This is a genomic window from Ruegeria sp. CDSA241, assembly GCF_059611265.1.
This window is the reverse complement of the sequence record NZ_JBXWPF010000017.1, coordinates 72,266-89,591: the sequence shown is the minus strand read 5'-3', so window position 1 is coordinate 89,591 and position 17,326 is coordinate 72,266. Positions and strand designations below refer to the sequence as shown.

At 53.4% G+C, this 17,326-nt stretch carries 15 protein-coding genes; 9 read left to right on the top strand and 6 right to left on the bottom strand.

Features of this window, described 5'->3' with window-relative positions; genetic code table 11:
* The first annotated feature begins 49 nt into the window (after positions 1-49).
* The 3 genes from AC2FJV_RS15680 (at position 50) to AC2FJV_RS15670 (ending at position 3,370) form a co-directional block, all read left to right on the top strand.
* A complete protein-coding gene (locus AC2FJV_RS15680; RefSeq protein ID WP_496714044.1) occupies positions 50-1,288 on the top strand; it encodes an adenylate/guanylate cyclase domain-containing protein in 1,239 nt (412 codons plus the stop codon).
* Between the two features lie 262 nt (positions 1,289-1,550).
* Positions 1,551-2,942, top strand: coding sequence for an MATE family efflux transporter (locus AC2FJV_RS15675; RefSeq protein ID WP_496714043.1), 1,392 nt, complete (start codon positions 1,551-1,553; stop codon positions 2,940-2,942).
* Positions 2,939-3,370, top strand: coding sequence for a glyoxalase superfamily protein (locus tag AC2FJV_RS15670; RefSeq protein ID WP_496690349.1), 432 nt, complete (start codon positions 2,939-2,941; stop codon positions 3,368-3,370). The genes AC2FJV_RS15675 and AC2FJV_RS15670 overlap by 4 nt, the downstream gene beginning before the upstream one ends.
* 1,091 nt (positions 3,371-4,461) lie before the next feature.
* Here the strand turns inward: AC2FJV_RS15670 and AC2FJV_RS15665 are convergent.
* The 3 genes from AC2FJV_RS15665 to AC2FJV_RS15655 all read right to left on the bottom strand — a co-directional run bounded on the left by AC2FJV_RS15665 (position 4,462) and on the right by AC2FJV_RS15655 (position 9,770).
* Positions 4,462-6,738 carry a serine/threonine-protein kinase gene (locus AC2FJV_RS15665; protein WP_496714042.1) on the bottom strand — a complete coding sequence of 759 codons (2,277 nt, stop codon included), beginning with the start codon at positions 6,736-6,738 and terminating at the stop codon, positions 4,462-4,464.
* Positions 6,739-7,036: 298 nt separating this feature from the next.
* Positions 7,037-8,059 carry a hypothetical protein gene (locus tag AC2FJV_RS15660; RefSeq protein WP_271951478.1) on the bottom strand — a complete coding sequence of 341 codons (1,023 nt, stop codon included), beginning with the start codon at positions 8,057-8,059 and terminating at the stop codon, positions 7,037-7,039.
* A 94-nt stretch (positions 8,060-8,153) separates the two neighbouring features.
* Positions 8,154-9,770, bottom strand: a complete 1,617-nt coding sequence (locus AC2FJV_RS15655; RefSeq protein WP_496694520.1) for a phosphate ABC transporter substrate-binding/OmpA family protein — start codon at positions 9,768-9,770, stop codon at positions 8,154-8,156.
* Positions 9,771-10,670: 900 nt separating this feature from the next.
* On the opposite strand from AC2FJV_RS15655, the gene AC2FJV_RS15650 reads away from it, so the two are divergent.
* From AC2FJV_RS15650 to AC2FJV_RS15635, 4 genes are all read left to right on the top strand, one after another.
* Complete coding sequence (locus tag AC2FJV_RS15650) at positions 10,671-11,120, top strand: hypothetical protein (protein ID WP_142639122.1); 450 nt, start codon at positions 10,671-10,673, stop codon at positions 11,118-11,120.
* 3 nt (positions 11,121-11,123) lie between these two features.
* A complete protein-coding gene (locus AC2FJV_RS15645) occupies positions 11,124-11,342 on the top strand; it encodes a helix-turn-helix transcriptional regulator (protein WP_496690345.1) in 219 nt (72 codons plus the stop codon).
* A 37-nt stretch (positions 11,343-11,379) separates the two neighbouring features.
* Complete coding sequence (locus AC2FJV_RS15640) at positions 11,380-12,003, top strand: class I SAM-dependent methyltransferase (protein WP_496714041.1); 624 nt, start codon at positions 11,380-11,382, stop codon at positions 12,001-12,003.
* Positions 12,004-12,075: 72 nt separating this feature from the next.
* Complete coding sequence (locus AC2FJV_RS15635) at positions 12,076-12,699, top strand: putative glycolipid-binding domain-containing protein (RefSeq protein ID WP_496714040.1); 624 nt, start codon at positions 12,076-12,078, stop codon at positions 12,697-12,699.
* 99 nt (positions 12,700-12,798) lie between these two features.
* On the opposite strand, the gene AC2FJV_RS15630 is transcribed toward AC2FJV_RS15635, so the two are convergent.
* Positions 12,799-13,608, bottom strand: coding sequence for a division plane positioning ATPase MipZ (locus AC2FJV_RS15630; protein WP_142639130.1), 810 nt, complete (start codon positions 13,606-13,608; stop codon positions 12,799-12,801).
* Positions 13,609-13,819: 211 nt separating this feature from the next.
* On the opposite strand from AC2FJV_RS15630, the gene AC2FJV_RS15625 reads away from it, so the two are divergent.
* Together AC2FJV_RS15625 and AC2FJV_RS15620 are read left to right on the top strand one after the other, a co-directional pair.
* A complete protein-coding gene (locus AC2FJV_RS15625) occupies positions 13,820-14,707 on the top strand; it encodes an AEC family transporter (RefSeq protein WP_142639132.1) in 888 nt (295 codons plus the stop codon).
* Positions 14,708-14,786: 79 nt separating this feature from the next.
* Positions 14,787-16,373 carry an MFS transporter gene (locus tag AC2FJV_RS15620; protein ID WP_496714039.1) on the top strand — a complete coding sequence of 529 codons (1,587 nt, stop codon included), beginning with the start codon at positions 14,787-14,789 and terminating at the stop codon, positions 16,371-16,373.
* Positions 16,374-16,479: 106 nt separating this feature from the next.
* On the opposite strand, the gene rpmE is transcribed toward AC2FJV_RS15620, so the two are convergent.
* Together rpmE and rplS are read right to left on the bottom strand one after the other, a co-directional pair.
* A complete protein-coding gene (gene rpmE / locus AC2FJV_RS15615) occupies positions 16,480-16,701 on the bottom strand; it encodes a 50S ribosomal protein L31 (protein WP_142639136.1) in 222 nt (73 codons plus the stop codon).
* Positions 16,702-16,712: 11 nt separating this feature from the next.
* Positions 16,713-17,096, bottom strand: coding sequence for a 50S ribosomal protein L19 (gene rplS, locus AC2FJV_RS15610; protein WP_142639138.1), 384 nt, complete (start codon positions 17,094-17,096; stop codon positions 16,713-16,715).
* Positions 17,097-17,326 lie beyond the last annotated feature (230 nt).

The following is a 17,326-nucleotide window of genomic DNA, read 5'->3' as shown; positions in this document are numbered from 1 at the left end:
CGAACCCTTCGCTCCCAGATGGAAGCCAGAGCGGACACAGGAATGTGAAATGACAGCCCCGAACCAAAACGCGGCAAAATCAAATGATCTGATCAACTGGCTGGTGACGCGGGGCCTTGAAGGTGCCGAAAAAGAAGAATTGCTGGATGGCTATTGTACCCGTCTGATTGAACTTGGTGTGCCCCTGATGCGATTTCACGCGGCGCAATCGGCGCTGCACCCGGTATATGGCGGCACCGGATACAGCTGGTATCAAGACACCGGCGGTGACTATCAGAAATTCGAGTATTCAGAAGAGACCAGAGAAGACTGGATGAGCAGTCCTCTATATGCGATTTTACATCACGATCTTGACGGCGTCCATGAACGCATGGTCGATCAGAACGAGCCCAGCCGCTATCCATTGATCAATGAATTACGCGAAGCTGGTGCGACCGAGTATTACGCTAAAGGTGTGAATTTCGATCCGCGGTCGCAGACCTCAAAAAAAGCCGTAGATGGAGTCCTGTTGTCGTGGGCCTCGAACGCGCCGGATGGGTTTCGGGAACAGGATCTTGACCTTATCAATACGGCTCTGCCCCATTTGGGCCTGGCATTAAAGTCAGCCTCGAACGCGCGGATATCCAAAGATCTGATGCGCGTCTACTTAGGTCGGGATGCTGGACGGCGTGTTTTGTCGGGTGAAATTCGTCGCGGATCCCTACAGCAGATCGACGCCGTGATATGGAATTTCGACCTTGAAGGCTTTACCAGCCTCTCCGAGAATCTGCCCGGAATCGAGATCATCGATATGTTGAACGACTATCTGGCGGTTGCCGTTGGCGTCGTGCACGATAATGGCGGCAATATTCTGAAGTTCATGGGCGATGGACTGATGGCTATGTTCAATGTCGGCGAGATTGAAGAGGACGTGCAGGCGGCCCTGCAGGCGGTTCCCATGTTGCAGGACCGGATCGCCGAACTGAATGCGCAGCGCGAATCCGCTGGACTGCCGGTGGCCAACTTCACACTGGCCTTGCATGCGGGCGAAATTCTGTATGGCAATATCGGTTCTGAGACACGTTTGGATTTCACGGTGATCGGCCCAGCGGTAAATCAGGCCGCGCGTATCGCTGGGATGCATCGGTCCTTGGGGCAACGGATACTGATCTCGGATGACGTAGCCCGCGCGGCGCAGCCCTACGATCAGGATCTGATCTCGGTGGGGCGCTATATGCTGCGCGGTGTGGCCGAACCGAAAGAGCTGTTTACGGTTTATAGTGTTGCCGGAACGCAATCAGGCGTTTGAGCGTCCGGTTTGAGCCCATATTAGCGATTTTCTGCAACGCGGCGTAAGTCAGCTTCCGCAAAATCGGATGCAGTCTAACCGCTTGACGACAGAAAAATTTCAGATTAGCCAACGTACAGGCTGTGGACGCCTGCCTCCCGCTGACTTTTGTCTTGGTTAAGTTCTGCGACTTAATTCTCTATCTACCTCTTTCCGCATATCGCGCGGATGGTAATGCGGGTCCCATCTCAAATTGCGCGATCAGGCAAGAGAGATATGGGACATGACTGATACCCCCACTAATACATTCACCGATGGGCCGCTTGGCACCATCTACTTTAGGACCGCATTTCCGATCATTTTCGTGATGGGGATGAATGGGCTTCTGTCTGTTGCAGATGCGCTGTTTCTGGGCATTTATGTGGGTCCTGATGCGCTGGCTGCGGTCACGTTGATGTTCCCGATCTACATGCTGATTGTGGCGCTTTCCACGCTTGTGGCGAACGGCATGTCGAGCCTTCTGGCGCGATCCCTTGGCGCGGGTGACATGAACGCCGCGCGTGCCACGTTTGCAGGCGCACACGGGCTGGCAATTGGATTGGGCGCAGTCCTGATAGTGTTGTTCCTTCTATTGGGCCAGCCAGTTGCATTGCTGGCCGCTGGTGGGTCAGAGACTTTGGCCCAGATGGGGGTGGTCTACCTGCGGATTACGGTGTTTTTCTCGCCACTGTTGTTCGTGTTGTCAGTCAATTCTGATGCGTTGCGCAACGAAGGGCGCGTGGGCTTCATGGCGGCGATGAGTCTGTTGGTTTCGATTGCAAACATCGGGTTCAACTACGTACTAATCGCCGTTCTGGACATGGGCGTCGCTGGGTCAGCCTATGGAACTGCGGCGGCACAAGCGCTCGCGTTTGCGATCATTTTTGCGTTCCGATTGTTTGGGGAAACATCGCTGCGTCCTGCGACCTTGCTGTCCCATTCCGTATGCGGAAAATGGGGGCGGATCCTCGCACTGGGTGCACCACAAAGCCTCAATTTCATTGGACTAGCTCTCGGGTCGGCCGCGATTATCTCAGCCCTGCAATGGATTGGTCGTCCGGGTTATGCCGACGCAATTACTGCTTACGGGATCATCACGCGAGTCATCACCTTTGCTTTCCTGCCTCTTCTGGGCTTGTCGTTTGCAATGCAGACGATCACGGGCAACAACTATGGTGCTGAACTTTGGCAAAGGTCAGATGCAAGCCTGCGCATGGCACTTTGTGTCGCGTTTGTTTATTGCGCAATCGTGCAGGTCGTTGTGATTAGCATGCCTAGCCGGATCGCCAGCGCGTTTGTAGACGACACGTCGGTCATTGCAGAGGTTGCGCGCATCTTGCCGGTAATGACATGTGTCTTTTTCCTGTTGGGCCCGTTGATGATGATTGCGACCTATTTTCAGGCGATTGGATCTGCAGGAAAGGCAGCCCTTCTAGGGCTGACAAAACCTTATGCCTTTGCGATCCCGTTGACGTTCCTGTTGCCCCTCTGGTTTGGCGAAGTCGGCATCTGGTATGCGGGCCCGCTGGCCGAAGTGATGATGTTGGGTCTCACTGTTGTAGTGTTGTGGCTCTCCGCGCAAGACCCAGAGTTAAAATGGGGTATTTTCCGCACCAAAAAAGGAGTGGCGTCATGAACACGCAGTTTCCGTCAGCTACGCAAGCCAAGGATCAAGCTAAGCGTTTGCGCACAAAATTGACCGAAGAAGGGGCATCGATTGGCCATGCCAAGTCCCTCGAGTTGGTCGCCCACCAACACGGGTTCCGCGATTGGAACACGATGTTTGCAGCCATCGGAAACGGACCACCCAAGGGATGGGCCATCGGTGACAAGGTCAGCGGAACGTATCTATCGCAACCGTTCACGGGGCATGTGGTCTCTATTTCGATCATGAAACCAGGATGGTTCCGGTTAGAACTGCACTTGGATGAAGCCGTAGACGTTGTCACATCCGAAGGCTTCTCAAATTTCCGCTCGCGCATTCGTGGTGTAATTGGTCCCAAAGGACATTCTGTTGAACGGACAAGCGACGGGCAGGCGCACCTTCAAATCAATTTATGCTGACAGGGAAATCCGGATTTTAAATTTGTCAGCGGCTGTTGGCGCGATTGAAGCCGATGGCGGTCTTGTCCCGTAACCTGTGAATATGTCGTATTAGAAATTCTGCGCAATCGGCGAATGGCAGATTTTGCCGCAGCCTTGCGGCGGCGGAACCTGACCTCTTACGGAGATTTTCGTGCGCGAGCGCGCGCAGCTAAAATACCGAAGGTACAGATTGGGCTCAAAGCCGTCATCTGACAGTTTTTGTATGGTTCAAACGATCAGAAGTGGTGGTCGATGTCTGCTGTGCGGACAAACATGCCCCTGGTATTTTCCGCTCGAATGACCGCTTTGTACGCTTTGTGATCGCGGCGAAAAACATCTCCGGCGGGAAGTAGGCCTTCGGTGGTGATGTAAAACTGAACGGTTGCTGGATAAGATCAAACCTTCGATCTGACAGAAACAGTAGACTTCTTTCTGTGGAGAAAGCCTCTGATTGAGTTATGTAAATTGCAAGATTATCGAAGTCCTTTTGATCTGTTTGAAACGAACCCACGTTGTTGGCTTCGAGTACTGATTGATGGACCAAACCAAGGTTAAAAGGCCAAGAAGGTTTTTCCGTGAGGACCAAAGACGGCAATTGTCCAGCACCTGCACTCCGATTTTCTCTGGTAGGAAACTGAAAACACTGCATTTTCAGATCCTGAGTCTCTAGTATCCGGACCTGATACCGAGAGGCTTCCAAACAATAAAGCCTAGCCATCTTTTCGCATGGAAATACCGTTCATCCAACGTTCACATTCTATATATGCGCTTTTCATCTCTGCGAGCCATATTGTCCTACTGTATTTAAATACCGTTGGTTCACAGAAACAACCGACGAGTAACCATACCGCTGCTCAGAACACCGGCTTGTTCAGAGAACTTTGGCTCACTCTCACCATATACGGTGAAATGAAACATACCGGTTTCGTTATCTTTGTCTGTTACGCACGCCCAGACAGTTGTGTCGCAAACTTTTCGAAAGACTAGAACCAGTGTTATGCTTTTTCACAACCCACCTATTCAATGTGGCGTGGTCAACTCGCACACTGCGTTCAGCCATGATCTCTCTATTACTTGCCCACGTAGTGCAAGTCCGCCAGCCACAAAGAAGTGCCTCTTCTGACCGTGAACTTGAAGTCAGTCTGGCCGTCATTCAAACCTGCACGCAGAAGATCGGCAATCGTATCTTGCCCATCGATATTTTCATCTGTCGGAAAATATGCTGTCAGCTGGTCGTTCGGTTTCAGAGTTGTGCCTGGGCCTACATCTTCTGGGACATGAACCACGCTCGTAACCCATTTTCCATTCTCTGCATATTGAGTTTGAAAAACGACGCCATTCGACAAGGTCGTGTCTTGTACGACACCCAGTGAAACGTCCCGCACTTCTACACCGTCTCTTGGGTTTGAAAGCCCGATGGTCACATCCATGGTTCCCTCTTGCGAAGGAGTAGCCCCAGATTGAAGTAGAACGGCAGCGATGGAGTTCAGATCATTGATTTCAATCCCATTGACAGAGTCAATACGCAGCCCCGCGTGAACCCAAACCGGGGCCTCGCTAGCGACGTATTCCACAGTATCGGGACTATCCGCCGACGCTACAAAAGGCAGAAGAACCTTCCATTCAGATTTCACTGAAGTCGGCCCTAAATCCTGAACGATTTGAGTGGTAGTATCAGCTTCGACATTCGCCTGATCTGTGTCGCCAGTGCTCACTTTAGCAGCAACTTCAACGCTAGCCTGCGCGCGCGATTCTGCCTCTGCCATCGCCATTGCGACTGCTTCGATCTCAGCCTGTGCTCGGGCTTGCGCTTCTGCTGCGGCTTTGGCTGCCGCTTCGACTTCGGCCTGCGCGCGCGCTTCTGCCTCTGCTGCGGCTTTGGCGGCCGCTTCAACCTCGGCTTGCGCGCGTGCTTCTGCCTCCACAGCGGCTTTGGCACGTGCTTCGGCTTCGGCTTGGGCCGCCGCCTGAGCAGCCGCTTCGGCCTCAGCCTGTGCACGAGCTTCCGATTCGGTTGCCGCTTTGGCGCGGGCTTCGGCTTCGGCCTGAGCCGCTGCCTGAGCTGCAGCTTCGGCCTCAGCACGCGCTATGGTCTCTGCCTGCGCGCGGGCTTCGGCTTGGGCCAGTCGTGCCTCGGCTTCTGCGACCCGTGCGGTGGCATCTGCGATTGCTTCTGCTGTCGCCGCTGCTTCGATCTCAGCTTGGGCGCGGGCTTCAGCTTCGGCAGCCAAAACGTCCTCTTGCGTTGCTTGTGGCTCGGAGGATGGTGAAAATGCTCCGATGGCCAGCACGCCGACTACGGCACCTACAACTCCAAATGCCAGCAGCCCGCCGGTTATTGCGACACGGTTGATTCCGCCGGATGAAGAAACCGCAACTCTAACATCCTGTTCAACGGCGGTCGGTTCGGTCAAGTGATCTATCGCCTCGAGCCACTCATCAGCGGTTTGAAAGCGATCCTTTGGCATCGCCGACATAGCCTTGTCGAGCGCTTCGAGAAAGACGTCATCATACTTATCAAAGCGCCCCTGCAAAGGTTTGCAAGGATCGGGCTTTTGCTCGGCAATCGCAGAGACCCGAGTCTGGCTGTCTGGCGCGCGCTCTCCGGTGATCACATGATAGAATGTTGCCGCCAAGGAATAGAGGTCGCTAAACGGTCCTTGCACGCCGTCAGTGACATAAAATTCCTGTGGGGAATAGCCATCCTTGACTGCGCGTAAGGCAGACAAAACTCGGTTTGTTTTCCTATTTTGCTCGCGCGCAGCACCAAAATCAATCAATACAGGTATCTTGTTTGGTCCGACCAGAATGTTGTCAGGCGATATGTCCCGATGCAACATCCCTTGCTTGTGCATAAATGCGACCGCATCCAGAATCTGCCGCAGGATCGACATGACATCGGCTTCGTCCAGCTGGGTTTCAGCGTCGTCGATTGCGTCCAAAAGATCCGGGCCTTCAACGAAGTCCAGTGCCATATAGGCGGTGTCATTGTCCTCAAAGACTTGGTGCACGCCAACGATATTGGGGTGATCCATAGTTGCCAGGCGCTGTGCTTCGTTGATGAAGTGCCGCACAATCTGGCGAAGATCTTCTTTGTGTTTTTGCACACGAGCCTTCACCAGCAGATTCTGTCGGCGCGCGAACATGGCTGGAAAACACTCTTTGATGACCACCTTGCGGTTGAGACTGTCATTGGCCAGATAGGTAATGCCGAAGCCGCCGCTGTTCAGGTAGTGGTCAATTTTGTACTGACCATGCAACAACCGGGCGCCGGCAGGGAGATCATCTGCGGAAGAGGCTCCGATCATCTGACCCGTATCTTCATCACCAGTCGTTACTAGTTTCATTACGTTGCCCATGCCTCGTCCCGTCCGTTATCGTCCCTTGCACATCAGGAATTATTCAATTTCCAATCACAAAACGTTTCTCAGTTATACACACTCTTTACGCGAGTCCGTTTGTTTCGTGATTTCCAGTATGCACACTGTTCGATCCAAGTTGGTCAGCGTAGGAAGTCAGTACATACAAACGTTTTACTTTTGCTTTATCGGAACCGGAACCATTGAACGGTTAAGCTATTTTGCAAAGGTTCACGACGCCTTCAAACATGTGATAATCTCAATCAAACCTTGTTTTAGCTATATGTTAGATCTTGGCTTTCAGATTAGCGGCAATGCAAGACGATCGAATGCCACGAGAGTAGTGGCGGCGCATGTTGTTTACCAACTGCGCGAAGATTTCGACCGAACGATTAGAATTCATGAATGTAGCCTGGTCAATTGACCCCTCAACTGGGGTGCGGATGGACATCAGCGTCTTGTAGCCACCTATGATTTCCAGAGCCTGAACCACGCAATCGTAGTCTACTGTTTCACCTTCGCATGAGTCGCAGTAGCGTTTTACGATGTTCAAGTATTTATCGGTTTCACTGATGCGAGAAATGCTTTCGTTCAAGCGAACCAAATCGACACTTTCAGGCAAGTCCGAGCCCCGGCCCAGCATCACTGTCGTGAACTGGTTGGCTTCGTCGGAAAAATGCTGATTGAGGTTCAACAGTCGTGCCAGTCGTTTGAGACCCAACAACCCCGAAACACGTTTGGGATTGGATTCTTCCACAAAGGCCCGCATCGTGATCGCCTTGTTTTCCCGCGCCATATAAGCTTCGATCCACTTGAGAAAACCGGCTTCGGACAGGCCGTAGTTTTCTGAAGGCATGGAATTGATCAGATCAAAGCGGCCGTTATTCAGTGTATTCCACAATACATACTCGGCGCCTTCAATCTCACCATGAGTTTGCAGTGCTATCGCATTGCTGATTGGCTGACGACCAACCCGATATCCAAAGATGGCCTCGCCGTGTTTTTGTAGGGCAGGATTGCTCAGAGCAAGCAACCAGTTTACGGTTCCCTTATCGGGATCCGGTGCACGAAGAAGCTGGTCTCGTGCCTGATGATTGATCAAGTAATCGGAAAATCCTCCAGGTACAGTATCGCGATCGATCTGACCAAGGATCATTTGCGCCGATGTGTTCCCCTGACTGGCCGCTTCCGACAAACCTTGCAGGCCTACGGCCTCGCTACCATTGAGCCAGCTGTCTACTGCGGATTTGTATGGGTCTTCCTGCGCGACAGCCGCCCCTGACAATTGCAGTAGGAAAACATTGGCCAATACTGCGAGCATTCTCATACGACGTTACTCCATTGAATTATCGTCTTGGTCACTGACCGTTGTATTCCCGTTCCGAAGCTGAGTTGGCGCTTCGCTACTGGGATGTGGTGACAACGTCTCGCAACCAGACTTCCACTCGGCGGTTGATACGGCGACCATTCTCAGTGTCGTTGCAACTTAGCGGCGAGATCTCACCATAACCCAGAGTTCGGATGGTTAACCCGTCCAGGCTGTTGGTAGGCGCTGCTTGTAGCAACGCATTGCTAACTTGTTTGGCACGCTGCTGACTGAGTGACCGGTTGGATCCCCCAGCGCCGACAGAGTCTGTGTATCCGATCAAAAGAAGTTCTTTGTTTGTGGTTTCTTCCTTGGCAAGCAACGAAGCAAGGCGCCTTATGTCGTCCTGTGCCCGCGTATCCAGGCGAGAGGATCCGAATGCAAACCGAAAGGTTATAGAACTACGGTCGGCACCGGACAGCTCAGCGGACATTTCCTGCAACTGTTTCAGGGTAACCTCTGCATCGGTTGGCATTACTGCGCCAAGATAGCGTAGTCCCTGCTCATTGGGGCCTTGCAGGGATTCACCAAGTGACACAAAGCCCGAAGCATCAATTGTCTCTTGCGCCTTTTCGCTTTCGAGGAATTGCATGAAGCGGTTCAACTGTGCTGGCGCAGTTTTGCCGGTATATGCATACAAGCGTCGGCTAAGCGGGTATTCTTCTGTCTTGATGGTGAAAGGTGTCGCTGGAACCTGAATTCCACAAACACCGCGAATTGCAAGAACCTTGGCCTCATCAGCACTTGCGAGGCTGGTAATTCCGATACCAAGCGGATCAGAAGCAACTGCTGCAGCCAATTCCGTGTCTGTTTCGAAAAAGCTTGTATCGCTCGCGTATGTTGCGCCCACGGGGTTCATGATCAGGTCATTGAAAACCAACGCAGTTCCGCTTTCAGGCGCTCGCATGTAAAGCTGGATCGGGGCATCGGGCCCACCAATCTGGCTCCAGTTGGATATGGCTCCGGAAAATATTCGCGCTAGATCCTGTTCGGCGACTGCCCGCAGTTGGTTACTTTGCGATGTAATAACAACTAGACCGTCCAGCGCAAAAATTTTCTCGTTTTCACTCGTGGTGATATCCCCGAGTCCAGCCTGCGATGCGCTCGCCAGCTCGTCGGGTTGAGCAGGGCGTGTGGTCACGGCCAGTGCTGAGTTCCCATCGACCAGTTGTTTGATCCCGTCTGCGGAGTCACCACCCATCAAGGAGACTTCGGCCAAAAACTCGCCTAGCTCGTTACGGAGCAGTAGCTTATCGACACCTTCTTCCTCAGAGCGCAAAGCAGTGCCGCCAATCTCCTCACCGAATTGCGTCGTAAGATCAGCGAATAAGACATCGACCAGGCGAGAAGAACCTGAAATGCCATATTCGACTGGACCTTCGTTCCGACTGGGGCAGGCTTCGCCAATGCATTCAACTTTGAAAGCGTCAACCGTGATTGTACCAACCACCGTTCGGAGTTCGTAATTGGCGCCATCAAAATCTATTAGCTCTCCGGTCAGAGTCATTCCGCCGTCTAAACTGTTCAACTGAACAGTTTCAGCGTTTGCCATGGTCGCGACGGACAACATCAACGCACCAGAGGTAGTTTTCAGGACCCGATTTAACATTTTCCTAACCTCAAACTTCTGATTATTGATTCTCGTTTTACTCAAGGTTGTTTCGCAAAAACTGATACAACCTTCATAATTTCTTAATGACGTAGCGGTACCCGGGAAGTTTAGTCAAGGCTGCAGCGGGGATACATAAAATTGCCTTGCTTCCCCCCACTTATGGACACGTTTGAGGCAGATTCTGACCACAGTTGGCGCTCTTTCTTAGCTTGTATCCGAAGCTGACGCGATTCAACGTCGAATTGAGTCGTGATTTTAGGGGCTCAGGTTTTCCCTGAGATTTCCCAGGACGAACCTCATACCTTTCTTGCCACGCATTCGCAGCCTTTGACCCAGGTGATTCTTAACTATTTCGGGCACTCGAACGGTTCTGTTGGAAAGTTCTGAACCCGGCGAGCGGTTTCAGCAATCGCTCGTGAGTTAGGCCGCGAGCTTGGCGAACTGCCGAAACGGACAGAATCCGGGTGTGAATTGCCCCTTGCGGATTATGTGAGGGACTTCGATATCATCCAAAGTTGCCGCTGCTGAAGCGAAGGGGTTGTGTCGCAAACTTTAAATGACGCGTACGGCACATGTGTGGGTTCAAGCCATTTAGATCAGCTTCAGCCACACTGGATGGCATTGAGGTAGTCAACATGATCCGGAAGAAACAATTCTCTAGTAATACAACCTCTGGCTTTCGGGTGTTTGCTGAGATCGCAGGATAATTGGGTCTAGCATAACGCTGGTTCTAGTCTTCGAAAAGTTGGCGACACAACCTTTGGGCCAGTCGCAAACGCGCAGCACTCCAGTTGGAGTCGTAGATGCCCATCATCGAGCACAAGCTGCAACTACACTTCGATTGTGAGGTATATTATTTTTGACACTGAGTATAATATTTCATACAACGTGTAAGTAATAATCGACTCACTAGAAGTGTTCTGTCCAATAGGGATTTCAGAAATGACCTACCAAGATCGCAATACGGTCGTCTCGATCTTCGTGAACCTCGCCGTTAGTGCATTTGTCGTTTCACGGCTTCTGGATATGAATGCCTCTGGATTGTTTGATGGCCCAGACGCTGTAAACAACTGGGCCCGCATGGTGATCTGGCTGATCCCCCTGGGCGTCGTGGCCACCATCATCGGCACCATACTGTTCAACATTGGGTTTGCGATTGTTACTCACGAACCCAAACCCAGCTTCGTCGTTGATGAACGTGACAAGATGTTCGAGCGCCGTGGCAGCTACGCCATCATTATCTTCGCGGGTGCGGGTTTTATCTCAGCTGTCGTCGCCATGGCTCTCAACGCATCAGCGCTCACTGGCTTCAACATCATCTATTTCGGAATGGCCTTCGGATCCCTGTCAGCAGATATTGTCAAATTTGCTAGCTATCGGCGGGGGTACTGATCCATGGGCAAGCTCAGGATCACCAACAACATTAGACGTCTACGCTTTGACGCAGATGAAATGACGCAAAAAGAACTCGCCGAAAAGGTTGGAGTCACCCGACAAACCATCGTTGCCATTGAAAACGCCAAATATTCACCAACGCTCGAACTGGCGATATTGATTTCTCGTGTATTCGACAAGCCCCTCGAAAAAGTCTTCGACGTCCAAGACGCCAGCTAAATCATCGCGTCTGCTGCACCCTACCAAAGGATTAGATATGTTCATCAAACCCACCCGGTTCTGGAATCTGATGGCGAGATCCTATGCCCGCCGTCCGGTCCAAAACCAAGCCGCCTATGAATACAAACTGGACATAACTGCAAGACACCTGTCCCCCCAAGACCGCGTCCTGGAATTTGGCTGTGGCACAGGTACGACGGCGCTCATTCACGCCCCAAAAGTCGCCCATATCGACGCCATCGACTATTCATCCGAAATGATCTCAATCGCCCGGGAAAAAGCCGACGCGCAGGGCAGCAAGAACATCAACTTTGAAGTCAGCGCGTTCGAGTGCTGGCCTATTCCGGCGAAGGGTCAACAGTATGATGCCGTACTGGCTATGTCGATCCTGCACTTGGTACTGGATCTTGACGCGACACTGGACCGTGTTCGTAGTTCCTTGAAGGAAGGTGGCCTGTTCTTCAGCTCGACGGTCTGCCTGGAAGGTCTCGAGAAGTTCGTCATACCAGCTCTCGGGACCATTGGCCTATTGCCCAAGATCCGCGCCCTGACGCAAGAAATCCTTGTAGAGCGTTTGCAAGCTCATGGGTTCGAAATTGAACAAAAGTGGCGTCCCGAAACGGGTTCGACTGCTTTCATCATCGCAAGGAACAGCGGTTAGTTCGTTCGACTTCTGACAACACTGACCCAGCCGTTCATGCACGCCGCCGAGAACGGCTGGAGAGAGCCCTGATTGACCTATGCTGAAACACGCATGAATGTCTGCTATGGGGCAAGCAAAGCAATAGCGATGGTTGAGGCGATGATGCGAAGTACAATGTGGCGACGGATTGATGTCGTGGGCACAGAAGCCTGTTCGGTTAACTGTAACGGAACGTCTCGCGTAATCTCGGGCATGGCTGTCTACGTAGTTGAAAATTCTCCTGTCAGAATAGCTTATTCCGTGACCTGTAATGACGAATGGGAGTGTAGCGCCGCCACCGTACAGCGTTGGATTGGGGCAGATAGGGTTGATCTTGTTTTAGTGAAGCAAGGCGATGGTACATGGACCTCGAATGACAAAGTTGTGGATGCTGTTGATGAATTGCTCGACATCGATCTTGGGTTTACACCGGCCACGAACACGAATGCGATCAAGCGACTCCAGCTAGGGATTGGAGATCAGGCAGAGTTCACTGCTGTTTGGTTGGATGATGAAACCTGGACATTCAAACCGCTGAAGCAACGATATGAGCGGCTGAACGAGAATACCTATAGGTACACTTCGATCAATAGTGGATACGAAGCAAATTTGACTGTCGATGGATTTGGTTTCGTTCGAGTTTACCCTGAGTATTGGAAAGCAGTAATAGCTTAGGCCCAACAAGGGCTCTAAAGCGAAAACGATTGCCAGAAACGGACTTTCGTTTTTCCAGGTGAGCGGCAGTATAGTCCGTCTACCCGTCGTAAAAAGCTTCTAAAAATCGATCTCAACACCCGGCAGGTTCAGCTCTTTCATCATGTCGCGCAATTCCTGACGTGCTGCGATGTTCGAGATGTTCAGCTGTTTGATCCCGATATCCTTGAGGTCCAATAGGGTCAGCCCGCGCGGGAACAGTTCTCGGAAAATAACGCGTTCGGAAAAGCCCGAAGCAACCCGGAAGCCGATGCGCTGCGACAGCATCTCGATCGCGCGCTGCATCTTTTCCTTGTTGACCATGCGCTGGGTGCCGACGCGGTTGCGCACTACGACCCAGTCGATGGGCTTCAGGCCGGCTTGCGCGCGCAGCTGGCGTGCGTTCCAGACCATCTCGGAATAGACCGACGGGCCCAGAATTTTCTCACCCTTAGAATCGATGCGTGCCAGCAGGTCAAAATCGATAAAACTGTCGTTCAGCGGAGTGATCAGCGTATCAGCCAGCGAATGCGCCACCTGGCTGAGACGGGTATGAGAGCCGGGGCAGTCGATCAGGATGAAATCGCTATCGCTTTCCAGCTCGGACACGGCCGCTGAGAGGCGGTGGTCATAGATGTTTTCTCCCGGTTTCAGCGTGCTTGCATCAATCTCGGGCAGGTCATGGTGGCGGGGGCTGGGAAGGGTCAGGTCCGCGCTTTTCAGAAAGCTATTCCGGTTCTCGAAATACCGTCCCAAGCTGCGTTGCCGCAGGTCCAGATCCAGGGTGCTGACCTTGTGACCCAGGCGGGCGAGTGCGGTGGCCACATGCATGGACACAGTCGATTTGCCCGCGCCGCCCTTCTCGTTCCCCACTACGATAATATGTGCCATGCCTGTATTCCCAAGTCTCACCGTGTTTGCGTACACGTTGTTGCAGGCCACTATATGTTGTGGAAAGCGGGAAGGGAAGAACCCGAAACAAGGTAGGGCTGCATAAAAAGCCCCTGTTGCGGAAATCTCAGCCTGCCCTTAGGCCGCTGACTTGCGAAAGCCGGGACTATGTTTCAATCTCCAGGCTTAAGGACTGTGAGAAAGACATGGCTTGGAGCATCTGTTTCTGAACGTACTGAATGTGGTGCTGCCGGTGCTGATCTGTGCCGGGGCTGGGTATGTACTGGCGTTGACCAAAACGCCCTTTGACAACAAGGTCATTGGCGCGATCGTTTCGCGGGTTGGATATCCCACACTGATCATCTCGCATCTGTCGGCCACAAAGATCGCTGTTGGAACGTTTCTGGACGTGATGGCCGCTGCGGTTTTGGCGATTGCCGGGTTTGGTGTTCTGGGATTTGCGGCGCTGAAGGTAATGCGTCTGCCGGCGCGGGCCTTTCTGACGCCTCTGATGCATGGGAATGTGGGCAATATCGGATTGCCAATCACCTTGCTTGCGTTAGGCGATGCGGGGATGGCCTATACGATGGCATTTGTAGTGGTCGTTCTTGTCAGCATCTTCACTGTAGGGATGTGGATACCAGCCAAAGAGTTTTCGCCCAGAAAGCTCGCCACCTCGCCGATCATATATGCGGTGGTCCTATCGCTGGTGCTGATGGCCAGCGGCTATAGCCTGCCTCAGCCTGTTGCGAAGTCATTCGATATCCTGGGTGGGCTTTCCATCCCGCTGATGCTGCTGACATTGGGCCACACATTGGCCAGCCTTCGGGTCAACCGCCTTGGGCGTGCGGTGACGCTGACCGCTTTGCACCTGGTGATGGCAGTTGCAATCGCCAGCGGGTTGGTCTGGGCCTTCGGCTTTACAGGCGCTGAGCGCGGCGCGGTGATCCTGTGCTGTTTGATGCCGTCATCGGTGGCGACCTATTTGTTCATAGACCAGCATGTGCCGGAATACGGCCCCGATGTTGCCGGGTTCATACTGGTTTCGACCCTGACAACGATCATCGCTTTGCCGCTGGCGCTGTCCTACTGGATCTAAGGCTAGGCGGCCTGCACATTCCTGTTAAACTATCGTTGTGACGATCCAAAACCGCCACCCGTATTTAAGGACGTATTTGATGTTAAAAGCGAATTCATCTGATGCTGGCGCACGCGTTGTATTGATCATGACGGCGATTTGCATGGTTGTTGTTGGCTTCAATTCCACGGCGGTCGCGACCATCCTGCCTGATCTCAAAAATGAGTTCGATCTGTCGCCTTCGGGCCTGCAATGGGTCATGGCCATCTATACCGTGGTCAGTGCCACGCTGGTGACGATTATCAGTCGGCTGGGTGATATCACGGGCAAGCTGGGCGTGTTTCTGGTTGGCATGATCGTTTTTGCCATAGGCTCTGCCTCGGCCTTGTTCGCGCAGGACGGGGCGATGATGCTGTTTGGCCGTGGGGCGCAGGGGGCAGGGGCCGCAGCGCTGTTTGGCACGTCGTTGCCCTTGTTGACTGCAGCGACCCCGGAGGAAAAACGCGCCAGCGTTACCGGAGCATGGGGCGCCATCGTCGGACTGTCGATCGGGATCGGCCCTATCCTTGGCGGCGCATTCGCCCATTACATCAGTTGGAGAGCCGTATTCGCCACCGATCTGATCCTGCTGACCACCGCGTTTATCATTGGCTTGACCGTGAGAAAACGGAACTATGTACCGAACACGCGACTGGCCGATGCCCGGTTCGATTATCTCGGCGCTGTGGCTCTTGTGCTGTTTCTGGGGCCGCTATCATTTGCCCTGAGCAATGGGGAAAGTGGCGGATGGCGAGCACCGTTGACTCTGGTGCCGCTGGGTGTCGCCATGCTGGCCTTGGTCGGCTTGGTGCTGGCCTCGCGCCGCAGCGAAGATCCGTTGGTCGAACTGCGCTATTTCCTTCATCCGCGCTATTTCATGGCGGCAGCGGGGATGTTCCTTACCGGCTTTATGCTGTTTGGCTTTTTCGTCTACTTCAACACATTCGTCCAATCGCCTGATGCATTCGGATACACGTCTATCGGGGCTGGGCTTGCGATTATGCCGTTGAGCCTAAGCATGTTCGCGATCTCGGTCATCGCGCCTCGATTTCTTGCGCCCTACAGCTTTCAATGGCCTGTTGTGATCGGGCTGGGCGCAATGGCCGCTGGGTTTTTGTTGCTGACCACGATTACAGTTCCCACTCAATATGCGCAGATCTGGTGGAAGTTGATGATCGTCGGCATTGGTCTTGGTATCTGTTTCTCGCTGCTACCGCGTCTTGGGTTGCGGCTTTTGCCTGATGAGCATGTGGGGCAAGGCTCAGGTGTAATCAATGCCTGCCTCTATTTCGGGGCTACGTTGGGGGCTGTGGTCTGCGGGCTTGCCGAAGCCATCACCTCTCGTCGGGGTCTTACCGAAGTGATCGACGCGTTACCGGCCGGCTCGGCCCCCCGTGATGATCTGGCTCATGCGCTGACCCACGGAACGCCCAGTCAAATCCAGCAACTGATTGCCGGCATGGATCCGACGTCGGGAAGTGCTCTGTCAAATGCTTTGCGCGACCTGCAGGACAACGCTTTTGACAGCGCCATGATGGTGACGGCGATTGCGGCGCTGATCGGCGTGACGCTGGGGTTGATGTTGCTGCGCGGCCCTGTGCCCCCGGTGCACAGCGCGGCGGATCTGACACGCGCGAAGAATTCCTGAGGGATTGATCCTGACGCTTTTCTTGTCAGGGCGGTGTCAGAGGTTTCGGGTAAAACGAAAAAGGCCGCCCAGAGGGGCGGCCTTTCGCATTCGAAACGGGTCAGGCTTAGAAGCCCAGACCTTCGTATTTCTTTTTGAACTTCGACACACGGCCACCGGCGTCCATCAGACGCGCGCCGCCACCCGTCCATGCGGGGTGCACGGAGGGGTCGATTTCCAGAGCCAGCTGATCGCCTTCGGAGCCCCAGGTGGATTTCATCTGAACTATGGTGCCATCGGTCATTTTGACGTCGATGACGTGATAATCGGGATGGATGTCTTTTTTCATCTTTCCGTTCCTTACGCTTCGGCGCCAGCTTTGGGCTTGTAGTTGGTGACCTCTGCGATACGTGCGGATTTACCGCGACGAGTGCGCAGATAATACAGTTTGGCGCGACGAACGCGGCCACGGCGGACAACGGTGATGCTGTCGATATTGGTTGAATACAGCGGGAACACACGCTCCACGCCTTCACCAAAGGAAATCTTACGCACGGTGAACGCACCGGCGATGGTGTTGCCACCTTTACGGGCGATGCAGACGCCTTCGTAGTTCTGAACACGGGTGCGCGACCCTTCGGTCACTTTAAAGCCGACACGAATGGTGTCACCGGCTTTGAAATCAGGGATGTCTTTCCCCAGGGCGGCAATCTGTTCCGCCTCAAGCTGTGCGATCAGGTCCATCGCAGGTTCTCCTATCTGCTCGTGGTTGGTCCACGAAGTTTGGGCACGGCCTGAGAGCTCTTGGTCTTCACCGGGTCCTGCGTACAGCCCGCCAGAGGTCAGATCGAATGTTCACTTGGTCTCTGGCCTGCCCGCCGCGCCGTGGCTGAAGAAAGCCGGGCGTCACGACATGATGCAAACCAAAACACCGGAGTCGCGAAGTTGCGGCACCGGATTGCGGTCATTTACGG

Bases quoted from the DNA above. Each gene is read 5' to 3' on its own strand.
- AC2FJV_RS15680 (WP_496714044.1), top strand. From the start codon at position 50: ATGACAGCCCCGAACCAAAACGCGGCAAAATCAAATGATCTGATCAAC.
- AC2FJV_RS15675 (WP_496714043.1), top strand. From the start codon at position 1,551: ATGACTGATACCCCCACTAATACATTCACCGATGGGCCGCTTGGCACC.
- AC2FJV_RS15670 (WP_496690349.1), top strand. From the start codon at position 2,939: ATGAACACGCAGTTTCCGTCAGCTACGCAAGCCAAGGATCAAGCTAAG.
- AC2FJV_RS15665 (WP_496714042.1), bottom strand. From the start codon at position 6,738: ATGAAACTAGTAACGACTGGTGATGAAGATACGGGTCAGATGATCGGA.
- AC2FJV_RS15650 (WP_142639122.1), top strand. From the start codon at position 10,671: ATGACCTACCAAGATCGCAATACGGTCGTCTCGATCTTCGTGAACCTC.
- AC2FJV_RS15645 (WP_496690345.1), top strand. From the start codon at position 11,124: ATGGGCAAGCTCAGGATCACCAACAACATTAGACGTCTACGCTTTGAC.
- AC2FJV_RS15640 (WP_496714041.1), top strand. From the start codon at position 11,380: ATGTTCATCAAACCCACCCGGTTCTGGAATCTGATGGCGAGATCCTAT.
- AC2FJV_RS15630 (WP_142639130.1), bottom strand. From the start codon at position 13,608: ATGGCACATATTATCGTAGTGGGGAACGAGAAGGGCGGCGCGGGCAAA.
- AC2FJV_RS15620 (WP_496714039.1), top strand. From the start codon at position 14,787: ATGTTAAAAGCGAATTCATCTGATGCTGGCGCACGCGTTGTATTGATC.
- rpmE (WP_142639136.1), bottom strand. From the start codon at position 16,701: ATGAAAAAAGACATCCATCCCGATTATCACGTCATCGACGTCAAAATG.
- rplS (WP_142639138.1), bottom strand. From the start codon at position 17,096: ATGGACCTGATCGCACAGCTTGAGGCGGAACAGATTGCCGCCCTGGGG.